Source organism: Limnohabitans sp. TEGF005 (genome assembly GCF_055394835.1).
Genome location: NZ_AP029226.1, coordinates 1,578,630 through 1,600,751 on the forward strand (window position 1 = coordinate 1,578,630; position 22,122 = coordinate 1,600,751).

The 22,122-nt window shown below is 58.1% G+C and carries 23 protein-coding genes; 14 read left to right on the forward strand and 9 right to left on the reverse strand.

Translation table 11 applies throughout. From position 1 onward, the window contains the following. The first annotated feature begins 79 nt into the window (after positions 1-79). Genes aat through ACZ5RG_RS07605 form a run of 3 tightly spaced genes read left to right on the forward strand, consistent with a single transcriptional unit; the run spans position 80 to position 2,412 of the window. On the forward strand, positions 80-847 hold the full coding sequence (aat, locus tag ACZ5RG_RS07595; RefSeq protein WP_315136599.1) for a leucyl/phenylalanyl-tRNA--protein transferase: 768 nt from the start codon (positions 80-82) through the stop codon (positions 845-847). Continuing rightward, on the forward strand, positions 844-1,581 hold the full coding sequence (locus ACZ5RG_RS07600; RefSeq protein ID WP_298597289.1) for an arginyltransferase: 738 nt from the start codon (positions 844-846) through the stop codon (positions 1,579-1,581). Before aat ends, ACZ5RG_RS07600 begins: the two co-directional genes overlap by 4 nt. A gap of 51 nt (positions 1,582-1,632) precedes the next feature. Then, positions 1,633-2,412 carry an IclR family transcriptional regulator gene (locus ACZ5RG_RS07605; protein WP_298597292.1) on the forward strand — a complete coding sequence of 260 codons (780 nt, stop codon included), beginning with the start codon at positions 1,633-1,635 and terminating at the stop codon, positions 2,410-2,412. A gap of 62 nt (positions 2,413-2,474) precedes the next feature. Here ACZ5RG_RS07605 and ACZ5RG_RS07610 read toward each other — a convergent pair whose 3' ends face one another. From ACZ5RG_RS07610 to ACZ5RG_RS07635, 6 genes are all read right to left on the reverse strand, one after another. Beyond that, a complete protein-coding gene (locus ACZ5RG_RS07610; protein WP_464446718.1) occupies positions 2,475-3,557 on the reverse strand; it encodes a serine hydrolase in 1,083 nt (360 codons plus the stop codon). Positions 3,558-3,682: 125 nt separating this feature from the next. Further along, positions 3,683-5,221: a 2-isopropylmalate synthase gene (locus tag ACZ5RG_RS07615; RefSeq protein WP_019429375.1), complete on the reverse strand. Its 1,539-nt coding sequence runs from the start codon at positions 5,219-5,221 to the stop codon at positions 3,683-3,685. Positions 5,222-5,418: 197 nt separating this feature from the next. Then, a complete protein-coding gene (gene pssA, locus ACZ5RG_RS07620; RefSeq protein WP_019429374.1) occupies positions 5,419-6,234 on the reverse strand; it encodes a CDP-diacylglycerol--serine O-phosphatidyltransferase in 816 nt (271 codons plus the stop codon). Between the two features lie 122 nt (positions 6,235-6,356). Continuing rightward, complete coding sequence (ilvC, locus tag ACZ5RG_RS07625) at positions 6,357-7,373, reverse strand: ketol-acid reductoisomerase (RefSeq protein ID WP_312259839.1); 1,017 nt, start codon at positions 7,371-7,373, stop codon at positions 6,357-6,359. A 39-nt stretch (positions 7,374-7,412) separates the two neighbouring features. Next, positions 7,413-7,904 carry an acetolactate synthase small subunit gene (ilvN, locus tag ACZ5RG_RS07630; protein WP_019429372.1) on the reverse strand — a complete coding sequence of 164 codons (492 nt, stop codon included), beginning with the start codon at positions 7,902-7,904 and terminating at the stop codon, positions 7,413-7,415. Between the two features lie 2 nt (positions 7,905-7,906). Beyond that, a complete protein-coding gene (locus ACZ5RG_RS07635) occupies positions 7,907-9,670 on the reverse strand; it encodes an acetolactate synthase 3 catalytic subunit (RefSeq protein WP_298597304.1) in 1,764 nt (587 codons plus the stop codon). A 307-nt stretch (positions 9,671-9,977) separates the two neighbouring features. Here ACZ5RG_RS07635 and ACZ5RG_RS07640 point away from each other — a divergent pair, with 307 nt between their 5' ends. The 6 genes from ACZ5RG_RS07640 (at position 9,978) to ACZ5RG_RS07665 (ending at position 13,264) form a co-directional block, all read left to right on the forward strand. After that, positions 9,978-10,544 (forward strand): RNA polymerase sigma factor, encoded by a 567-nt coding sequence (locus ACZ5RG_RS07640; protein WP_464446719.1) that lies wholly within the window; start codon positions 9,978-9,980, stop codon positions 10,542-10,544. Next, positions 10,541-10,987, forward strand: coding sequence for a DUF3619 family protein (locus tag ACZ5RG_RS07645; protein WP_298597310.1), 447 nt, complete (start codon positions 10,541-10,543; stop codon positions 10,985-10,987). Before ACZ5RG_RS07640 ends, ACZ5RG_RS07645 begins: the two co-directional genes overlap by 4 nt. 124 nt (positions 10,988-11,111) lie before the next feature. Further along, positions 11,112-11,702, forward strand: a complete 591-nt coding sequence (locus ACZ5RG_RS07650) for a DUF3106 domain-containing protein (RefSeq protein WP_312259835.1) — start codon at positions 11,112-11,114, stop codon at positions 11,700-11,702. After that, positions 11,699-12,235: an RDD family protein gene (locus tag ACZ5RG_RS07655; protein WP_312259834.1), complete on the forward strand. Its 537-nt coding sequence runs from the start codon at positions 11,699-11,701 to the stop codon at positions 12,233-12,235. The genes ACZ5RG_RS07650 and ACZ5RG_RS07655 overlap by 4 nt, the downstream gene beginning before the upstream one ends. Before the next feature lie 19 nt (positions 12,236-12,254). After that, positions 12,255-12,659 carry a diacylglycerol kinase gene (locus ACZ5RG_RS07660; protein ID WP_298597316.1) on the forward strand — a complete coding sequence of 135 codons (405 nt, stop codon included), beginning with the start codon at positions 12,255-12,257 and terminating at the stop codon, positions 12,657-12,659. A 5-nt stretch (positions 12,660-12,664) separates the two neighbouring features. Next, positions 12,665-13,264, forward strand: a complete 600-nt coding sequence (locus ACZ5RG_RS07665) for an LOG family protein (protein ID WP_464446720.1) — start codon at positions 12,665-12,667, stop codon at positions 13,262-13,264. Positions 13,265-13,387: 123 nt separating this feature from the next. On the opposite strand, the gene ACZ5RG_RS07670 is transcribed toward ACZ5RG_RS07665, so the two are convergent. Together ACZ5RG_RS07670 and ACZ5RG_RS07675 are read right to left on the reverse strand one after the other, a co-directional pair. Next, positions 13,388-13,726, reverse strand: coding sequence for a P-II family nitrogen regulator (locus ACZ5RG_RS07670; RefSeq protein ID WP_298597322.1), 339 nt, complete (start codon positions 13,724-13,726; stop codon positions 13,388-13,390). Positions 13,727-13,763: 37 nt separating this feature from the next. Further along, a complete protein-coding gene (locus ACZ5RG_RS07675) occupies positions 13,764-15,446 on the reverse strand; it encodes an NAD+ synthase (RefSeq protein WP_464446721.1) in 1,683 nt (560 codons plus the stop codon). Between the two features lie 4 nt (positions 15,447-15,450). On the opposite strand from ACZ5RG_RS07675, the gene ACZ5RG_RS07680 reads away from it, so the two are divergent. Next, positions 15,451-16,638: a GNAT family N-acetyltransferase gene (locus tag ACZ5RG_RS07680; protein ID WP_464446722.1), complete on the forward strand. Its 1,188-nt coding sequence runs from the start codon at positions 15,451-15,453 to the stop codon at positions 16,636-16,638. 77 nt (positions 16,639-16,715) lie between these two features. Here the strand turns inward: ACZ5RG_RS07680 and ppa are convergent, their stop codons facing one another. Further along, positions 16,716-17,246, reverse strand: coding sequence for an inorganic diphosphatase (gene ppa / locus ACZ5RG_RS07685; RefSeq protein ID WP_019429360.1), 531 nt, complete (start codon positions 17,244-17,246; stop codon positions 16,716-16,718). A gap of 134 nt (positions 17,247-17,380) precedes the next feature. On the opposite strand from ppa, the gene ACZ5RG_RS07690 reads away from it, so the two are divergent. From ACZ5RG_RS07690 to moeA, 4 genes are all read left to right on the forward strand, one after another. Continuing rightward, positions 17,381-18,814: an aldehyde dehydrogenase family protein gene (locus tag ACZ5RG_RS07690; protein WP_464446723.1), complete on the forward strand. Its 1,434-nt coding sequence runs from the start codon at positions 17,381-17,383 to the stop codon at positions 18,812-18,814. A 121-nt stretch (positions 18,815-18,935) separates the two neighbouring features. Continuing rightward, a complete protein-coding gene (moaA, locus tag ACZ5RG_RS07695; protein ID WP_298598095.1) occupies positions 18,936-20,078 on the forward strand; it encodes a GTP 3',8-cyclase MoaA in 1,143 nt (380 codons plus the stop codon). Positions 20,079-20,083: 5 nt separating this feature from the next. Further along, entirely contained in the window at positions 20,084-20,707 is a 624-nt protein-coding gene (gene mobA / locus ACZ5RG_RS07700) for a molybdenum cofactor guanylyltransferase MobA (protein WP_464446724.1), read from the forward strand. Between the two features lie 34 nt (positions 20,708-20,741). Next, a complete protein-coding gene (gene moeA / locus ACZ5RG_RS07705) occupies positions 20,742-22,073 on the forward strand; it encodes a molybdopterin molybdotransferase MoeA (RefSeq protein ID WP_464446725.1) in 1,332 nt (443 codons plus the stop codon). Positions 22,074-22,122 lie beyond the last annotated feature (49 nt).

Sequence of the window (22,122 nt, forward strand, 5' to 3'; positions counted from 1 at the left end):
TTTGAGGATAAACCTAAAAACCGCCCGACACGCGCCCCCAGCCAGCCGCAGCAGCTCGCTTTTCATGTGTAATGCACCCATGCCACGTGCCGCCCAAACACCCGACCTGCGCTGGATCGAAGCTGACGAACACCTGCCCCCAGCGCACCTGGCCTGGGGTGCAGAATCACCCGCCCCAGGCTTGCTGGCGGCCAGCCATGATTTGTCTGCCGCAAGGCTGCAGGCTTCGTACAGCGAAGGTATTTTTCCCTGGTTCAGTGCTGGCCAACCCGTGCTCTGGTGGAGTCCTGATCCCCGCATGGTGTTGCATGTGGCGCGTTTTCGGTTCCACCGCTCATTGCGTCAAACACTGAAACGCTGCTTGCGCCAGCCTGGTTTTTCATTGACTTTTGACCGCGACTTCAGCCAAGTCATGCGACGGTGCAGTGCTTCACCCAGGCCCGGGCAAAGCGGCACCTGGATTGTGCCGGCCATGGTCGGGGCCTACGAAGACCTGCACCGTGCAGGTCATGCACACAGTGCCGAAGTCTGGCAAGACGGCGTGTTGGTCGCAGGCCTTTACTTCGTGGCCTTGGGCCATGCCGTGTTCGGGGAGTCGATGTTCACCACCGTGACAGATGGCTCCAAAATGGCCTTGGCCAGCTTGGTCAGTGTTTGCCTGCAACACGGCGTTGAGGTCATCGACTGTCAGCAAAACACCCGGCATTTGGCCTCGCTGGGCGCTCAAGAAATACCGCGCACTGACTTTTTGGCGCAGCTCAAGCAGGCACGCCAAAAGCCCCCCATTGCCTGGGCGCAGCAATCTTTGTCTTGGGATGCGTTAACGACTTTGGACAGCGCGGCATGACCCATCTCAAAGACCTCCCCATCCAGGCCTTGCAGTTTTATGCCACGGCACCCTACGCATGCAGCTATCTGCCTGACCGCTCAGCGCGCTCACAGGTTGCGACACCCAGCCACCTGATTCAAAACGAGGTCTACTCCGACCTGGTGGAACAGGGCTTTCGGCGCAGCGGCGTGTTCACTTATCGCCCTTATTGCGATGGCTGCCAAGCCTGTCAACCTTTGCGTGTCAAAGTTGCAGAGTTCAAGCCAAACCACAGCCAACGCCGCGCTTGGCGCAGTCATCAGGACTTGCAGGTTCGTGTACTCGACTTGCAATTCGACCCCGATCATTACGCCTTGTATTTGCGCTACCAAACAAGTCGCCACCCGGGTGGCGGCATGGACCACGACAGCGTGGACCAATACAACCAATTTTTGCTGCAAAGCCGGGTCAACTCCCGCATCATCGAGTTTCGAATGCCATCATCAGAGGGGACTTTGGGGTCTCTGAAAATGATCAGCATTGTGGATGTCTTGAACCATGGCTTGTCGGCGGTCTACACTTTTTACGAGCCAGAAGACAAGGCCAGCTTCGGCACTTATGGCGTTCTGTGGCAAATTCAACAAGCTGCAAAGCTCGAGTTGCCGTATGTTTACCTGGGTTACTGGATCGAGAGCAGCCCCAAAATGAACTACAAATCAAGGTTCAGCCCTTGCGAAATACGGGTACAGGGCCAATGGCAAACCTTGACATGAACAACCTTACAATTTTCACAGTGTAAAATTTATCGATTGCTCACGGACACCATGAAAAAAGACCCTGCCCTCACGCCGACGCCCACGATCCAGGTCATTGAGCGCATGTTCTCGCTGATTGATGTGCTCGCTTCCCGAGAAGAAGCCATCTCCCTGAAAGAAATCAGCCAGAAAACGGGCCTGCATCCCTCAACAGCACACCGCATCTTGAATGACTTGGCCACAGGCCGATTTGTAGACCGTCCAGAAGCAGGCAACTACCGTTTGGGCATGCGACTTCTGGAACTGGGCAATCTGGTCAAAGGGCGCTTGAACGTGCGCGATGCGGCGCTGACACCCATGCGCGAACTGCACAAGCTCATTCAGCAGCCCGTGAACCTCAGCATGCGACAAGGCGACGAAATCGTTTACATCGAACGCGCCTACAGCGAACGTTCCGGCATGCAAGTGGTACGGGCCATCGGTGGGCGAGCGCCTTTGCACCTGACCTCGGTGGGCAAGCTTTTCTTGGCGGCAGACGACCCTTTGCGCGTTCGCTCCTATGCCACCCGCACGGGTTTGGTAGGCCAGACACGCAACAGCATCACGCAACAACAAGTCTTGGAAAGAGAACTGGCTCGCGTCAAGCAATACGGTATTGCTCGGGACAATGAAGAGCTTGAAATGGGCGTGCGTTGCATTGCGGCAGGCATCTACGACGACCAAGGCAAATTATTGGCAGGTCTGTCCATCTCTGCCCCGGCAGACCGTCTTGACGAAGCCTGGCTTCCCAAACTGCAGGCCACCGCACTCGATATCTCCAAAACGCTGGGTTATCACGGCGACCATTGATTCAATGCAGTCATAAAAAAAGGCCTCGTTGAGGCCTTTTTTTTAGGGTGTCACCCGCCGCGTCAACCGGGCAACCGATCGGCCAAAGCCGAATGTCTGACGCCCGGCGCTCCGGATGATTTTTCAACCCAACGGCGGACACGTTCTGCGTCGGCAATGCGGCTGAGTTTGCCTGCAGAGTCAAGGAACACCATGATCAGCTTGCGTCCGGCCACTTGCGCTTGCATGACAAGGCATTGCCCAGCTTCGGAGATGTAGCCGGTTTTTTGCAAGCCAATGTCCCACTCGGCACTTTTCACCAAGCGGTTGGTGTTGTTGTATTGCAGGGTGCGGCGGCCCACTTCGATCTCGCGACCGTGCGAAGTGGACAATTCCCGCAGCACTGGCTCTTTGTAGGCGGCACCGACCAAAACGGCCAGATCACTGGCGCTGGATTGGTTGCGGCTGGACAACCCTGTGGGCTCCACATAGCGTGTATCGGACATGCCCAAAGCCTGGGCCCGTGCGTTCATGCGCGACACAAAGGTGTCTAGCCCACCAGGGAAGCTGCGGCCCAACGCATGAGCAGCACGGTTTTCACTGGACATCAAGGCCAAGTGCAGCAAATCTCCACGGCTGAGCACAGTGCCCACAGCCAAACGAGAGGAGCTGCCCTTTTCAGTGTCGACATCAGCTTGAGTGATGGCAATCATCTCGGACATGGACAAATGCGCTTCAGAAATGACCAAACCGGTCATCAATTTAGTCAGCGAGGCAATAGGCAGCACAGCGTGGTCATTTTTACGAAACAGCACTTCGCGCGTGTCTTGATCAATGACCAACGCCACGCTGGATCGCAAGTCCAAGGGGTCAGATGCGGCATGAAGACCCGCCATCTGTCCGTAAGAAGCACGCATGGGAACTGCTGTTTGTGCCGACACAAGCACCCGTTTCTTGGTCGTTTTTTTGACGCTGGCCTTGGTCTTATGAACGGTTTTGACCGCCGATGCGGCTGGCCGCTTGCTGGCTGCTGCGGTTTTGTTCTGTGCCCAAGCGGCGGTAGGCGAAGCGGATACAGCAAACAACGCGCCTGCGGTCAAGGCGGTTACAAGTCCTTGAGCCCATCGGCCAGAAACTTGCAAAGGGAGCAAGGAAACGAATCGCATTAAAGACATCTTGAGTCACTGATTTGGTAAATTGTCGCCAAGTGTACTCAAATAAAAAAAGTCACGCAAGAACAATGACTTGCGTGACTTTATTGAAGCCAGATATTACAACCAAATGGCTAATTTCAGCCTTGTGCAGCGACCCGATCCGCTTTGCTCTGCAATTTATTGAGTGCACTCAGATAGGCCTTGGCTGATGCGACCACGATATCCGGGTCGGACCCCACACCATTGACGACACGGCCGCTGTTTTGCAAGCGCACGGTTACTTCGCCTTGGCTCTCGGTCGAGCCACTGATGGCGTTGACGGAATAAAGCACCATTTCCGCGCCACTTTTGACATGCGACTCAATGGCCTTCAACGAGGCATCCACCGGGCCATTGCCATCCGACTCAGCGCGAACCTCCTTGCCACCGACAGTGAAGACGACCGCAGCATGAGGTCGTTCGCCGGTCTCACTGTGCTGAGCCATCGACACAAAACCGTATTGCTCTTTCTCAACGGTGACACTTTCATCACCCACCAGGGCCAAAATGTCTTCGTCAAAAATCTCGCTCTTGCGGTCGGCCAGTTCCTTGAATTTGGCAAATGCGTTGTTGATTTCGGTTTCGCTGTCCAAGGTGACGCCCAAGTCCTGCAAACGCTGCTTGAAGGCATTGCGGCCACTGAGTTTGCCGAGCACAATTTTGTTAGTGGTCCAGCCCACGTCCTCGGCACGCATGATCTCGTAGGTGTCGCGAGCCTTGAGTACGCCATCTTGGTGGATGCCAGAAGCGTGGGCGAAGGCATTAGCCCCGACCACCGCTTTGTTGGGCTGAACCACAAAGCCGGTAGTTTGGCTGACCATGCGACTGGCCGCCACGATGTGGCTGGTGTCGATGCCCACATCCAAACCAAAATAGTCGCGGCGTGTTTTAACCGCCATGACCACCTCTTCCAGCGAACAGTTGCCCGCACGTTCGCCCAAACCATTGATCGTGCACTCGACCTGACGTGCGCCGCCAATCTTGACACCCGCCAATGAGTTGGCCACCGCCATGCCCAAGTCGTTGTGGCAATGCACGGACCAGATGGCTTTGTCGGAGTTGGGGATGCGCTCGCGCAAGGTTTTGATGAACTGGCCATACAACTCCGGCACCGCATAACCCACGGTATCGGGCACGTTGATGGTGGTGGCCCCTTCGGCGATCACGGCTTCCAGCACGCGGCACAGAAAGTCCATGTCACTGCGGTAACCGTCCTCCGGGCTGAACTCGACATCGCCCACCAGATTGCGCGCAAAACGCACAGACTGCTTGGCCTGCTCGAACACCTGGTCGGGTGTCATGCGCAGCTTCTTCTCCATGTGCAAGGGTGATGTCGCGATGAAAGTATGAATACGGCCGCTGTTAGCCCCTTTGAGCGCTTCAGCAGCCCGTGAAATATCACGGTCATTGGCGCGGGACAACGAGCAAATGGTGGAGTCCTTGATCGCATCGGCAATCGACTTCACTGCCTCAAAGTCGCCATTGGAGCTGGCCGCAAAACCGGCTTCGATCACGTCCACGCGCAGACGCTCCAGTTGCCGTGCAATGCGCAGCTTCTCGTCGCGGGTCATGGATGCGCCCGGCGACTGCTCGCCGTCACGCAAGGTGGTGTCGAAAATAATCAGTTTGTCAGTCATATTCACTCCTGGTCAAAAACCCGCAAGTCCAAGCAAAAATGCAAAAGGCCCGTTGCGGATGGCATACGGGCCTTTTGGGAAAATGTTTGCGTGCGCTACACATCCCGCCCGTTGGGCAGTAGCAGTAGCGCAAACAAAGAAAATTTCATAGAAATACTGTAGCACAGTTCAAAACCGACTTTGTCTTGTGCGTGACGTCACTGGTGCAGCCCGCGCTCTTCCGGCTCATCGGTGGATGTGCTGATCATGCTGGTGGGTTGGCCTTTGGCTTTGCGCCAGATATAGATCACATAACCGCTTAAACCGTAGCCCACGAAGACCGCGAAAAGCACTGTGGGTGGATCGATGTTGACCACGGCAATCCCCAAAGCCACCAGCACCAAAGTTGCAAAAGGCACACTCTTTTTCATGTGCATGTCCTTGAAGCTGTAAAACGGCACATTGGTCACCATGGTCAAGCCTGCAAACAGGCACACCGCAAACATGCCCCAAGCCACTGTTTTGGCAGAGACCGCGTTTTCAAACATGATCCACACAAAGCCCATCACCAAGGCTGCTGCTGCGGGTGATGGGAGGCCCTGAAAATAACGCTTGTCCACCACGGCAGTATTGACATTGAAACGGGCCAAACGCAAGGCTGCGCAAGCGCAATAAACGAAAGCAGCAATCCAACCCCAACGACCCAGCTCTTTGAGCGTCCAGACATATGCGATCAATGCGGGCGCAGCGCCAAACGAAACCATATCGGACAGCGAATCCATCTGCTCACCAAACGCGCTTTGGGTGTTCGTCATGCGGGCCACACGGCCATCCAGACTGTCCAGCACCATGGCGCAAAAGATGCCGACCGTGGCGAGATCAAAACGACCGTTAATCGCCATGACCACGGCGTAAAACCCGGCAAACAAGGCGGCCAAGGTGATCATGTTGGGCAACATGTAAATGCCCTTGGAGGGCTTGCGCGCAGGCATGGGTGCATCCATGTCTTCAGATTTTTCGCTGTCGTTGTTCATCTTCTGTTCCTGTAAGGGGGGGCACTGCTCAAACCTCGATCACACGAGTTTAAGCCAGTGTGAGCGCCCATTGAAAAAGGCCACCGCAGTGGCCTTTTTTGAAATCACCTGACAAGGCGAGATCAGTTGCGGGTCTTGTCAACCAGCTTGTTTTTGGCAATCCAAGGCATCATGGCGCGCAATTGAGCGCCCACCACTTCAATGGAGTGCTCGGATGTCAAGCGACGACGAGCGGTCATGCTTGGGTAGTTGGTCTTGCCTTCCAGGATGAACATCTTGGCGTATTCACCAGTCTGAATGCGCTTCAAGGCATTGCGCATGGCTTCACGGCTTTGCTCGTTGATGACTTCAGGACCTGTCACGTATTCGCCGTACTCAGCGTTGTTCGAGATCGAGTAGTTCATGTTGCCGATGCCACCTTCGTAGATCAGGTCAACGATCAGCTTCAGCTCGTGCAAGCACTCGAAGTAAGCCATTTCAGGGGCGTAACCGGCTTCGACCAAAGTCTCATAACCCATTTTGATCAGTTCGACCGCACCACCGCACAGAACAGCCTGCTCGCCGAACAAGTCGGTTTCAGTCTCTTCTTTGAAGTTGGTTTCGATGATGCCGGCTTTGCCGCCACCGTTGGCCATGGCGTAGCTCAGGGCCAAAGCACGGGCCTTGCCGCTCTTGTCCTGATGAATCGCCACCAAGTGGGGCACGCCGCCGCCTTGGGTGTAAGTGTTGCGCACGGTGTGGCCAGGGGCCTTGGGCGCGACCATCCACACGTCCAGGTCTTCGCGAGGAACGACCTGGTTGTAATGCACGTTAAAACCGTGGGCAAACGCCAGCGATGCGCCGGGCTTGATGTTGGGAGCGACGTTGTTGTTGTACACGTCGGCAATTTGCTCGTCGGGCAACAAGATCATGACCACGTCGGCGGCTTTGACAGCGTCATTGACTTCCATCACGGTCAAACCGGCTTTGCCGACTTTGTCCCACGATGCGCCGCCTTTGCGCAGACCGACGACCACTTTGACGCCGCTGTCGTTCAGGTTCTGGGCGTGTGCGTGGCCTTGCGAGCCGTAACCAATGATGGCAACAGTCTTGCCCTTGATGACGCTCAGATCGCAATCTTTGTCGTAAAAAACTTTCACAGGGTTCTCCTTAGGAATAAACAGGTTCAATGAGTGGGTTTAGACGCGCAGGATGCGCTCGCCGCGCCCGATACCGCACGCACCCGTGCGCACGGTCTCCAAGATGGCGCTGCGGTCGATCGCCTCCAAAAAGGCGTCGTTCTTGGACTGGTCACCGGTGAGCTCAATGGTGTAGCTCTTGTCGGTCACATCAATCACACGGCCACGGAAAATGTCGGCCATGCGTTTCATTTCTTCGCGTTCCTTGCCCACGGCACGCACCTTCACCAGCATCAGCTCGCGTTCGGTGTAAGCACCTTCGGTCAGGTCCACCACTTTCACCACCTCGATCAGGCGGTTCAGGTGTTTCGTGATCTGCTCGATCACATCGTCAGAGCCAGCGGTCTGGATGGTCATGCGAGACAGGCTTGGGTCTTCGGTCGGGGCAACGGTCAGTGACTCGATGTTGTAGCCACGGGCCGAGAACAAACCCACCACACGGGACAAAGCACCCGCTTCGTTTTCAATCAGTACAGCAATGATGTGTTTCATGATTACAGATCCTCCGAGCCCAGCAGCATCTCGGTGATGCCCTTACCCGCCTTCACCATGGGGAACACGTTCTCCGTGGGGTCGGTGCGGATGTCCAGAAACACCGTGCGGTCCTTGAGCCGACGTGATTCACGCAGCGCGGGCTCCACATCTTCGGGTTTTTCAACCAAGATGCCGACGTGGCCATAGGCTTCGGCCAGCTTCACAAAATTGGGCAAAGCGTCCATGTAGCTGTGGCTGTAGCGACCCGAGTATTCAATCTCTTGCCACTGTCGCACCATGCCCAAGTAGCGGTTGTTCAGCGCCACGATCTTGATGGGGGTGTTGTATTGCAGGCAGGTCGACAGTTCCTGAATGCACATCTGCACCGAGCCTTCGCCCGTCACGCAGAACACTTCACTGTCGGGCTTGGCCAGCTTGATGCCCATGGCGTAGGGAATGCCCACGCCCATGGTGCCCAAGCCACCGGAGTTGATCCAACGGCGTGGTTCGTTGAACTTGTAGTACTGGGCTGCCCACATCTGGTGCTGGCCCACGTCGGACGTGATGTACGCATCGGCATCCTTGGTCATGTCCCACAAAGTCTCAATGACTTTCTGGGGCTTGATGACCAAGCTGTTGCTGTTGTCGTATTTCATGCAATCGCGGCTGCGCCAGGCTTCGATGGTCTCCCACCACTGGCCGAGGGCCTGCGCGTCAGGCTTGAGGCCCGACTCGCGGATCATGCCCATGAGCTCGGTCAATACATCCTTGACATCGCCCACGATCGGCACGTCAACTTTCACGCGCTTGGAAATGCTGGACGGATCGATGTCGATGTGGATGATTTTGCGGTCCACAGAGGCAAAGTGCTTGGGATTGCCAATCACACGGTCGTCAAAACGGGCACCCACAGCCAGCAGCACATCGCAGTTTTGCATGGCGTTGTTGGCTTCAAGCGTGCCGTGCATGCCCAGCATGCCAAGGAATCGGCGGTCGTTGGCCGGAAAAGCGCCCAGGCCCATCAAGGTGTTGGTCACCGGGTAATTGAGCATGTCCACCAAAGCGCGTAATTCGCCGCTGGCTTCGCTCATCAACACACCACCACCGGTGTAGATATAAGGGCGCTTGGCCGCCATCAACAGCTGCAAAGCCTTGCGGATCTGACCGCCGTGGCCTTTGCGCACGGGGTTGTAGGAGCGCATCTCAACCGAGTCGGGATAGCCCGTGTAAAGCGCCTTGTTGAAAGAAACGTCTTTAGGAATGTCCACCACCACAGGGCCAGGGCGGCCGCTGCGGGCAATGTGGAAAGCCTTTTTCATGACCTCGGCCATGTCTTTGGCATCTTTGACCAAGAAGTTGTGCTTCACGATCGGGCGGGTAATGCCTACGGCATCGCACTCCTGGAACGCATCCAGACCGATGGCCGCAGTGGGCACCTGCCCGCTGATGATGACCATCGGGATGCTGTCCATGTAGGCCGTCGCAATACCGGTCACGGCGTTGGTCAGACCGGGGCCAGAAGTGACCAGCGCCACGCCCACTTCGCCTGTGGCTCGGGCAAAACCGTCGGCCGCATGCACAGCGGCCTGCTCATGGCGCACCAAAACGTGCTGAATGGTGTCTTGCTTGTAGAAAGCGTCGTAAATGTGCAGAACGGCACCACCGGGGTAACCCCAGATGTACTGCACGTTTTCAGCCTGAAGCGCTTTGACAAGGATTTCTGCACCGCGCAATTCTTGAGCGCCCGCAGGTGTAGATGCCGATTCGGCTTTGTTCATTTCCATATTCAACCTTTGTGAATTTCTCTAACGAAAAACCTTGGGTGCCCCTGGGCTCGACTCTTATGGAGTGGCTTTGGGACTTAAGACCACAGACATGGGCACCAAACTGTAAAAGTGCCGGACGGTGATCCGTTTGCTTTTTTTCAATTGCAATCGCGCATTATCGCATTTGTAAAAAGCACTTTCAAAACAGATTCGGACCAAGCCACTGATGCCATAATTCTCACCGTTCGAACTTCAGCCCTGCGGCTAACGAGTTCACCCCCTCAAATACAGGCAAAAGCACCGCTGATGCGAGCGCTGAAAAAAGTTGGCATCCGACTCTGAACTCTCAGAATTTCTGAAAAACATGGAAAAAAAGGCGTTCAAACGCGCTTATTACCATGTCCGGAACGAAGATGCGGCCCTTGATATCTTGCAAGACAGCATGATCAAGCTGTGCACCAACTACGCAGACAAGCCTGTTGCCGAGCTGCCGCTGCTGTTTCAGCGCATCCTGTCCAACACCATGCTGGACTGGTTTCGCAGGCAAAAAACAAGAAATGCACTGTTCACCAATTTGAGTGACTTCAACTCGGGCGACGGGGATGGCGATTTTGATTTATTGGAAGTCACAGCCTACACCTCCGGCGATGCAAGCTCGGAAAGCGCAGAACAATGGGTGGATCGACTTCAGACTTTAGAACACATCGAAACTGCCGTGATGGCTTTGCCCCCACGTCAACGAGAAGCCTTCCTGCTGCGTTACTCTGAGGAGCTGGATGTTGCAGAAACCGCTGCAGTGATGGGCTGCTCAGAAGGCAGCGTCAAAACCCATTGTTCAAGGGCCATTCAAGCCCTGAGTAAAACATTGGGAACACAAGGAATCAGACCATGAAACACCCAAACACACCGACCGAGCAAGATGTCGACCGCTTGGGACAGTACTTTTCTAGCCAATTAACACTGGCAACACCGGGCTTGCCCCATGACATCACCGAACGTCTCCGCGTCGCACGTCATTTGGCAATGGCACAACGCAAGCCATTGGTGCAATCGCGTTTGGTTAAAAACGCCCAGATCAACCACAACGGCACGCTGACCGGCCCCTCTGACGAAGGCTTGAACCTTTGGAGCATTCTGGGTTCGGCTCTGCCCTTGCTGGCCTTGGTGGTCGGCTTGATGGCGATTCAATGGGTACAACAAGACAACATCACCTCCGAAATGGCGGCGACCGACTCGGCCTTGCTCACCGATGAATTGCCCCCTGACGCTTACATTGATGCCGGTTTTGCCCAGTTTCTAAAACAGCGTCTCGGGGTCAACGCAGCGCATGACTGACATGGCAAACAGCCCACCATTCAGCCCCACGAAGGTGGCCCTGAAAACGGGGTGTGCATGGCTTGTTTCGGCCTGTTTGGCCAGCGCTTTCGCGCAAACAGTTGCACAAGAAGTATCACCACTCATGCAAACCAATGCCAGTGCGCAGAAAGTGCCGACCCCACCAGCATCGACTGCATGGCAGCAACTCAACCCCCAGCAAAAACAGGCCTTGGCACCCTTGGGTGCGCAATGGGGTGCTTTGACAGGGCAACAGCAAAACAAATGGTTGGCCATTTCGCAGAATTTTGCGCAGCTGTCCGTGCCCGAACAAATCACCATGCACGCGAGAATGGCTGACTGGGTCGCCTTGAGTCCACAGCAACGCAATTTGGCGAGACTGAACTTCAACACCATTCAAAAGCTTCCAAAAGAAGATAAAAAAGCCCAATGGGAGGCTTATCAAGCCCTTTCAGCCGAAGAAAGGCGTTTGCTTTCCGCGGGTTCGGCGGCGCCAACCAAGAGTGCAGCGCCCACAGCCAAACCGCTAGAAGCCCATCGTGTGGTCAAAACAACCGTGCGCCCGACCTCCAAAGACCAGGCACAGCCCACCGCGATTGACCGAAAAACGCTTTTGCCCCCAACACCCTCTTTGACGGCCCCGGCCCCTACTGCACCCAAGCAGCCGGGAACAACCGACACCGTGCAGCAAGCCACTGGATCAGCCCCTTCATGACGCAAATCGGCACGGCAACTTCGCCCGCACTGGATCTCACCCCGCCCGCTCTCACCCGCCGCATGGCCTGCTGGCTGTACGAAGGCATGCTCCTTTTTGGGGTCATGGTGTCTTCTGGGCTGGTTTACTTCATCGCCGCTTATTGGCTGACAGGCATCGCACCCGGCGACATGAACATCCACCCCTTGCTCAAATCAGGCCTGCAAGCCATCAGTTTTTTGGTGTTGGGCGTGTATTTCATCTGGATGTGGCACCGTGGACAGACCTTGGCCATGAAAACATGGCGCATTGAAATGGTGGACGCACGGGGGCAAAAAGTAAGTCACAAAATGGCTTTCAAGCGCTATATGGCCAGCTGGCTCTGGTTCATCCCACCCATGGCCGCCTCGGCACCTCTGCATTTGTCGGTCATCGAAGTCACCATCCTGACCCTCGGCTGGGTGGCCATCTGGGCTTTGCTGAGCCGATTTCATCCACAGCGCCAGTTCTGGCACGATGCCCTGGCTGGAACACGCCTGATTTCCGTGCGCTAACCCCACCCGAAGCTGCCTCATGCAAGAACCGTCAAAACTTCAAGCCCACGAAGTCAACCCTCAAAAAGCCCGCAAAGGCATGGACCGCATCCTGCATGCAGGTGGTTATTCCGTTCAGGGCTTGCTTGCGGGCTGGGGCGAAACCGCGTTTCGCCAAGAAGCCATCTTGTCTGTGGTCTTGGTGCCACTGGCTTTCTGGTTGGGCCAAAACTGGACTGAAACCGCCTTGTTGGCAGGCTCGGTGTTGCTCGTGATGATCGTGGAACTGCTGAACACGAGCGTTGAATCTGCCATCGACCGCATCGGCCCTGAATGGCACGATTTGTCCAAGCGTGCCAAAGACATGGGCAGCGCAGCTGTGCTGCTCAGCTTGCTGTTGTGCGTCGGCATTTGGTCCGCTGCCGTTTGGCATCGATTCGCTTGACCGCCATGAATCAAACAAACCATCAACCCGCCTTTTCGGTCTGTGTTTATTGCGGCTCAAAGCCTGGCAACAAGCCTGAATTTGCCCAAATCGCGGTCCAAGTCGGTCGCTGGATTGGCTCTCACGGCGGTCAATTGGTCTACGGCGGCGGGCGCAATGGCCTGATGGGCTTGGTGGCCGAAGCCACCATGGCCGCGGGTGGCACTGTGGTCGGCATCATTCCGACCGCCTTGGTCGAAAAGGAATGGGCGCACCACGGTTGCACCGAGCTGCATGTGGTGGACACCATGCACGAACGCAAACGCCTGATGGCCGATAAGGCGGATGCGTTTTTGGCCTTGCCCGGCGGCATTGGCACGTTTGAAGAATTGTTCGAAGTCTGGACTTGGCGTCAGCTCGGTTACCACGACAAGCCCGTGGGCATCCTCAACAGCCTGGGTTACTACGACGGGTTGATGACTTTCATTGACCAAGTGGTCCAAGACGGTTTCATGGCCGATTGGCAAACAGGGCTGGTGACGCTGGGCACCGAGCCTGAGGCGCTGTTACAGGCCTTGGTGCAAAAAGCGGGGTTTTCGCCCCGCGCCCACACTGAGCTAATTTGATCTGACCGGCTGAGTAGGCAACGGCGGGTGCCCAAGCCAGCCTGAGCCACCCAGAACCACCCCGAGACTCAAACTCACAAGGCAAGACCCATTTTTTGGGGCGTGATCCTGCCCCCATTCCGCTCAAATCGCGGTTTCGTCTTGCTCGCCTGTGCGGATGCGGACCACGCGCTCGACCGAGGTGACAAAAATTTTACCGTCACCGATCTTGCCAGTACGGGCGGCTTTGACGATAGCGTCCACACAGGTGTCCACGTCCTCGTCCTTGACCACCACCTCCACTTTGACTTTGGGCAAAAAGTCGACCACATACTCGGCACCACGGTAGAGCTCGGTGTGGCCTTTTTGACGGCCAAAGCCCTTGACTTCGGTCACCGTGAGACCGGTCACGCCACATTCGGCCAAGCCTTCACGGACTTCTTCGAGTTTGAAAGGCTTGATGACAGCGGTGATTTGTTTCATGGGGAAATGTCCTCGAATAAGGGGTTTCAGCCTGAGTTCAGGCGCGGAATTTGTTGGTCATAGGATAACGCCAATCCTTGCCAAAACTGCGGTGCGTCACACGAATGCCCACCGGAGATTGACGGCGCTTGTATTCGTTGAGCTTGATCAGGCGGGTGACCTTTTCCACATCAGCGCGCTCAAACCCATCCGCAATCAGCGCTTCAACGCCTTCGTCGTTTTCCATATAGCGCTGGATGATGGCGTCGAGCACCTCATAAGCGGGCAGGCTGTCCTGGTCTTTCTGGTCCGGACGCAGTTCAGCGCTCGGGGGGCGGGTGATGATGCGTTCAGGAATCGGCTGGCTGCCCGTGCCATAGGGATCGTTCTGGTTGCGCCAGCGAGCCAAGTCAAAAACCCGCGTTTTGACGACGTCTTTGATCACTGCAAAGCCGCCTGCCATGTCGCCGTACAAAGTGCAATAACCGGTGGCCATCTCGCTCTTGTTGCCCGTCGTCAGCACAATGGCGCCCGTCTTGTTGGACAGCGCCATCAGCAGAGTGCCGCGAATGCGGGCCTGGATATTTTCTTCGGTGGTGTCTTCTTTCAACCCTTCAAACTCGGCCGACAGCGCTTGCTTGAAGCCGTCAAACAAGGGCGCAATCGAGATTTCGTCGTAACGCACTCCCAGGCGCTTGACCATGTCACGCGAATCGATCCAGCTGATGTCTGCGGTGTAGGGCGAAGGCATCATCACCGCGTGGATCTTGTCGGCCCCAATGGCATCCACCGCAATCGCCAAAACGAGCGCCGAATCGATGCCACCGGACAGCCCCAAAATCGCGCCTTTGAAGCCGTTCTTGCCCAAATAGTCGCGCACACCCAGCACCAGTGCGTCCCACAGTTCGGCATCGGGTGTGGCCAAAGGCACCAAGGCATTGGCCGAGGCGATCAAATCAATGCCTTTGGGGCCACCGGCCGAAGGGGTCACCTGCACCGCCATGTCGGCCTCGCGAAAGCCCTCGGCCCGCGCCACCACCTGGCCTTGGGCATTCAAGGCAAACGAGCGACCTTCAAAAATCACCTCGTCTTGCCCCCCCACCAAATGCGCATAAATCAAGGGCAAACCGCAATCGGCCACCCGCTCGCGCATGCGTTGCTCGCGCTCAGCGCCTTTGCCCGCATGAAAAGGTGAAGCGTTGAGTACCGCCAGCACCTGGGCCCCGGCGTCACGGGCCAATCGAGCAGGCTCGTCAAACCAAGCATCCTCGCAAATGAGCAAGCCAACCTGAACGCCCTCGACCTCGAACACCCCCACGCCTTGGCCCGGCGTGAAATAACGGCGCTCATCGAACACCTGGTAGTTGGGCAGTTCACGTTTGTCGTAATGCGCGACCACCTGGCCCTCGCACAACACCGATGCGCGGTTGTGGCGGCGCGTCACCGCCACGCTGCGGGTGTGCAGGCCGCCGCCTTCGGGGTGGCCCACCACCACATGCAAGCCTTTTAACCCGGCCAAGGCGTGGGCCACTGTTTTCAGGGCATCATCGCAGGCGTCAATGAAGGCCGGGCGCAGCAACAAGTCCTCGGCGGCGTAACCGCAAATCGACAGCTCGGGCGTGATCAGCAAGCGTGCACCATCGGCATAGGCGCGAATGGCGGCATCAATGATTTTGCGGGCATTGCCCGGCATGTCACCGACGACAAAGTTGAGCTGGGCCACACGAATTTGGAGAGTCATACAGGTGCTGAAAAATGTGAGCTTGAATTATGTCACCCGGGTGCAGGATGACTTGGGCGGCATCGAGCCCTCAGCTTGGGACGACTTGCTCTCGAAGCAAGACGCGCCAAGCCCCTTCATGCGGCACGCTTATTTGTCGGCCATGCAGACCAGTCAATCGGCCACGCCCGAGACCGGCTGGACCTTGCAACTGATCAGCCTGTGGCGCGACACCCCGCAAGGCCCTGTGTTGGCGGCGGCATGCCCGCTGTACCTCAAGACCCATTCGCGCGGCGAATACGTGTTTGACCACGCCTGGGCCGATGCCTATGAGCGCCATGGCCTGCCCTACTACCCCAAAGCACTGGTCGCATCGCCCTTCACGCCCGTGCCTGGCAGCCGTTTGCTGGCCGAATCAGACGCCGCCCGCCAAGCCCTGCTGGCCAGCTTGCTGGAGCTTTGCCAAGCCAACGACATCCCGTCGTTGCATATTTTGTTTGCCAGCCCCCAAGACCTGCAAGCCTGCGAACACGCGGGTTTGTTGCAGCGTGGTCAAGTCCAGTTCCACTGGCAAAACCAAGGCTGGCGAGATTTTGATGATTTTTTAAGCAGCCTGACGCAAGAAAAACGCAAAAAGATCCGGCAAGAACGCCGCAAAGTGCAAGAAGCGGGCGTCACGTTCCGCGCTGCGCGTGGCCCCAACATGAGTGAAGCCGACTGGGCTTTGCTGCTGAGCTGCTACCAGCAAACCTATTGGGAACACGGCAACGCGCCCTACCTGACACCCGCATTTTTTGAAACCATGCGCACCGACATGGCGCAGCATTGGCTCTTGTTTGTGGCCGAGCGGGCGGGTCTGCCCATGGGCATCAGCTTGATCGGTCTGCACCTGGATGCGCAGGGCCAGGCGGAAGTGGCCTACGGTCGCTATTGGGGCGCATTGGCGCGGGTGGACTGTCTGCACTTTGAGGCTTGTTACTACCAGCCGATCGAATGGTGCATCACGCAGGGTGTGCAGCGCTTTGAAGGCGGGGCTCAAGGCGAGCACAAAATGGCCCGCGCCTTGCTGCCCACCCCCACGCACAGCGCCCACTGGCTGGCCAACCCATCGTTTTCAGAGGCGGTGGCGCGGTTTTTGGAGCGCGAAAAAGCGGGCGTTGACAACTACTTGGACGCATTGCACCAGCATTCTCCGCTGAAAAAACCGCCATGAAAAACGCCTGCGCGGTGCAAACCGGGCAGGCGTTGTGGGCGACAAGGGTTTGCAACGCAAACCCTTGAGGCCAGCGATCAAGCCTTGTTGTAGTTGGCGATGCCGTCCAACAACTCCTTGGCTGCGGACTCCACGCCCTCCCAGCCCTTGACCTTGACCCACTTGCCTTTTTCGAGGTCTTTGTAGTGCTCAAAGAAATGGGCGATTTGCTTGAGTTGCAACTCATGCACATCGGCCAAGGACTTGATGTTGGCGTAAATGGGCAAGATTTTTTCGGTGGGCACAGCCAAAACTTTGCCGTCCATGCCGCCTTCGTCTTCCATCAACAAGATGCCAATGGCGCGGCAAGGCACGACCACACCCGGAGGCAAGGGGAAGGGGGTCATCACCAAGACATCGACCGGGTCGCCGTCACCGGCAATGGTCTGGGGCACATAACCGTAGTTGGTGGGGTAGTGCATGGCGGTGCCCATGAAACGGTCCACAAACAAAGCGCCGGACTCTTTGTCCACTTCGTACTTGATCGGGTCGGCGTTCATCGGGATTTCGATGATCACGTTAAATGCTTCGGGCACTTTGCTGCCGGGGGTGACTTTGTTCAGGGACATGGGTGTCTCGTTGGAAAAGTTAAGGGGAATGCGAATCTTAGGGATTAACCCCGATTTTACTTTCACAGGGCTTGCGGGTCAGCGCCTGTCCCTTGCGTGATTTCCAAGACCTGCAGCCAGCGGACAATCGTCCCATGCAATTCAATTTCATCGCCAACCAATCCACCCCCGCCCTGGCAGGCCAAACCATCGACGTGCTCGACCCGTCTGACGGGCAGGTGTTCGAGCAGATCCCACGCAGCCAAGCGGCTGACATGGACCAAGCCGTGCAAGCAGCCCGCGCCGCTTTCAACGGCGCTTGGGGGAAATTGAGCGCCATGGAACGTGGCCGTTTGCTGATGAAGTTGTCGCAAAAAGTGAGCGAGCATGCGAGCGAGCTGGCCGCCTTGGAACAACGCGACTGCGGCAAACCAACCAAGCAGGCCGCCGCCGATGCGGTGGCCTTGGCCCGGTATTTTGAGTTTTATGCTGGCTCGTGCGACAAGCTGCATGGCGAGACCTTGCCCTACCAAAACGGCTACAGCGTGTTGACCTGGCGCGAGCCGCATGGCGTCACGGGCCATGTGATTCCCTGGAACTACCCGATGCAGATTTTTGGCCGCAGCGTGGGCGGGGCTTTGGCAGCGGGCAATGCCTGCGTGGTCAAGCCCGCCGAAGACGCCTGCCTGAGCCTGATCCGGGTGGCCCAACTGGCCGCCGAGGTGGGTTTTCCGCCCGGTGCCATCAACATCGTCACCGGCTACGGCCACGAAGTGGGCGATGCGCTGGCACGCCACCCGGGCATTGACCACATCAGCTTCACCGGCAGCCCCCGCGTGGGCACGCTGATTCAGCAGGTGGCGGCCGAGCGCCATTGCCCGGTCACGCTGGAGTTGGGCGGCAAAAGCCCGCAAATCATCTTTGAAGACGCAGACCTGGATGCGGCCATTCCCGTGGTGGTCAACGCCATCGTGCAAAACGCAGGGCAAACGTGCAGCGCGGGCTCGCGCGTTTTGATTCAGCAAAGCATTTACGAAGCCCTGCTGCAACGCCTGGGCGAGGCCTTTGGCCGCTTGCAAGTGGGCTCGGCCACCATGAACCTCGATCTGGGGCCATTGATTCGCGCCAGCCAACTGGAACGCGTCACCGGCTTTTTGGCGCAAGCCAAAGCCGATGGCATTGCCACCGTGGCGCAGGGGCAAATTGCCCCGGGTGTGCCCGTTGGTGGTTTTTACCAAGCCCCCACTTTGCTTCGCGATGTGCCGGTAATGCACCGTCTGGCGCAAGAAGAAGTGTTCGGCCCCGTGCTGTCGGCCATGTCTTTCACCGACGAAGACCACGCCGTGGAACTGGCCAACGCCACAGAATTCGGGCTGGTGGCGGGTGTCTGGACACGCGACGGCGCACGCCAATTTCGCATGGCCAAGCGCTTGCGCAGCGGCCAGGTGTTCATCAACAACTACGGCGCAGGTGGCGGGGTGGAGCTGCCGTTTGGCGGCGTCAAATCATCGGGCTACGGCCGCGAAAAAGGCTTTGAGGCGCTGCTGGGCTTCACCACCCTCAAAACCGTGGCGATTGCCCACGGTTAAAAACCCAGAAGACATGGATGCCCCATCAGGTCGGACATGAAAAACCGGGGCGCGGCTGACATGGCCCTAGGCTTGACCCCTGCACTCGCAGGGGGTGGGCACTCGGGCACAATCAGCGGCTATGTCTGAACGCGTCATTCCGCTGGTTGACCAGCGCCACCCCAGCTTGCCTTTGCCCGTCTTGGTCGCGGAGCAAGATCTGAGCAGCCTGCCGCTCGACGGCCTGCGCCGCCCCTTGACCGATTTGCGCATCAGCGTGACCGACCGCTGCAACTTCAGGTGCAGCTATTGCATGCCCAAAGAAGTCTTTGACAAGGACTACGCCTACCTGCCGCACAGCCACCTTTTGAGCTTTGAGGAAATCACCCGCATCGCCACTGTGTTTGTGGGCCGAGGGGTGCGCAAAATCCGCCTGACGGGTGGTGAGCCGCTGCTGCGCAAAAACATCGAGATCCTGATCGCGCAATTGGCCGCGCTGCGCACGCCCGACGGCGACCCGCTGGATTTGACGCTGACCACCAACGGCTCGCTTTTGGCACGCAAGGCCCAAAGCCTGAAAGACGCCGGACTGCAGCGCGTGACGGTCAGTTTGGACGGACTGGATGACGCGGTTTTCCGCAAAATGAACGATGTGGACTTTCCGGTTGCCGACGTGCTGGCCGGCATCGACGCGGCCCAAGCTGCGGGCCTGGGGCCGATCAAGGTCAACATGGTCGTCAAACGTGGCACCAACGAGCACGAAATTTTGCCCATGGCGCGGCACTTCAGGGGCACGGGCATTGTGCTGCGCTTCATCGAATACATGGACGTGGGCGCGACGAATGGCTGGTGCATGGACGAGGTGCTGCCCAGCGCCGAGGTGATCCGACTGCTGCAAACCGAGCTGCCCTTGGTGCAACTGGACCCCGCAGCCCCGGGCGAGACCGCCGAGCGCTGGGGTTATGCCAACGCGCAAGGCGAATACGACCCGGCCCTGGGCGAGGTTGGCGTCATCAGCAGCGTGACGCAAGCGTTTTGTGGCGACTGCAACCGCGCCCGTTTGTCGACCGAAGGCCGCTTGTATTTGTGCCTGTTTGCCAGCCAGGGCTACGACCTGCGCCACTTGCTGCGCGACCCAACGCAGAGCGACACGGCGCTGGCCGCCACGGTGGACGCCATCTGGCGCGGGCGCACCGACCAATACTCGGTGCTGCGCAGCCTGCGCGGGCCGGACACCGCCAGCGGCCCCGGCCGCCGGGTGGAAATGAGCTACATCGGAGGCTAAGCGCCATGAATGACAACAACCCAGGCATCACCGGCCTGATCCTCGCGGGCGGGCGCGGCTCGCGCATGGGCGGCACCGACAAAGGCCTGCAAAACTTCCACGGCCTGCCACTGGCCTTGCAAACCCTGATGCGGCTGCAACTGCAAAGCCTGCCGCTGCAAGAAGTGCTCATCAACGCCAACCGCAACCTCGCCGCCTACGAATCGCTGGGCGTACCAGTCTGGCCCGACAGCATCGATGGTTTTGCCGGTCCGCTGGCGGGCTTTCAGACGGGTTTGGAACGCTGCGAAACACCGCTCTTGCTGACTGTGCCGTGCGACACGCCCCTGTTTCCACTGGATCTGGTCGAGCGCCTTTACTCGGCCATGAAGGCGCAAGAAGCCGACATCGCCATGGCCGCCGCGACCGAGGCCGATGGCACGCTGCGCCCACAGCCGGTGTTTTGTCTGCTCAAAACTGACCTGCTTGAAAGTCTGGTCAAGTTCACCCAAGGCGGTGGCCGCAAGATCGACGCCTGGACTGGCCAGCACCGCTGCGCCATCGTGACCTTTGATTTGCCAGGCGACAGCACCCAAGCCTTTGCCAACGCCAACACGCTGGCCGAACTGCAGCAACTCGAATCTCTTTGACCACCCCGTCTCTCTTGCAGTGACCGCGCAGACCATGACCACGCCACCGACCCCGAACTTGTTCAACGCCATGTCACCCGCCTTGTCGCTGAGTGAGATCGCCGAGCGCCTGCAAGGCTACGACCCGCAAGCCCTGTCAGCCCGCCATGTGAACGATTTTTTGGCCCAACTGGTGCAACCCGTGTGCGAGCAAGACAGCGTGCCCCTGATGCAGGCGCATGGCCGCATCCTGGCGCAGGATGTGGTCTCGCCCATCAGCGTGCCGCCTCACGACAACTCGGCCATGGACGGGTACGCATTTCGGGGTACGGAACTGCTGACGAACCAGCCCACCCCCTTGAAAGTAGTGGGCACGGCCTTCGCGGGTGCAGCCTGGCAAGGCACGGTGCAAGCGGGTGAATGCGTGCGCATCATGACCGGCGCCATCATGCCTGCAGGCCTGGACACTGTGGCGCCGCAAGAGCTGGTAAAAATCGCGGACCCCAAAAGCGACACCGTGCACATTCCGCCCGGCCTGCTGCAAACGGGCGACAACCGCCGCTTGGCTGGCGAAGACCTGATGGCGGGCATGCCCGCCCTGCGCGCAGGCACCCGATTGACCCCGGCTGCCTGCGGCTTGCTGGCCAGCCTGGGCTTGCCCACGGTATCGGTCTGGCGCAGGCCCAAGGTGGCTTACTTTTCTACGGGTGACGAAATTCTGAGCCTGGGCGAAGCGCCACGAGAAGGTGCTGTGTACGACAGCAACCGCTACACCGTGGCCGGCATGGTGCAGGCGCTGGGCTGCGAGCTGATCGACATGGGCGTGGTGCGCGACGAACCGTCGGCGCTAGAGCAAGCCTTTCGTAACGCTGCCGACAAGGCCGACGCCATCATCACCAGCGGCGGCGTGAGCGTGGGTGAAGCCGATCACACCAAAGCCATGATGAAAAAGCTCGGCGATGTGGCCTTCTGGCGCATCGCCATGCGCCCGGGCCGCCCCATGGCCGTGGGCCGCATCCAACGCGGTGAACGCGCCGCCGCTCTGTTTGGATTGCCGGGCAACCCGGTCGCGGTGATGGTGACCTTTGCCGCCTTTGTGCGCCCTGCCCTGCAACAACTCATGGGCTGGCAAGCCCCGCCCTTGCCTTTGCTCAAGGCCAAAAGCACGGAGGCCTTGCGCAAAAAACCAGGCCGCACCGAGTACCAGCGCGGCATCGTCAGCACCAACGCGGCGGGCCAACTGCAAGTGAGCATCACCGGCAACCAGGGCTCGGGCGTGCTCAGCTCCATGGTGCAGGCCAATGGCCTGATCGTACTGGGCCACACGCAAGGCCATGTGGCTGTGGGCGACGAAGTGGATGTGATGATGTTTGATGGGCACCTTTAAGGTCGGCCCCGACACAACGTCCGTCATAAAGCCGACCACTTCTCCCCAA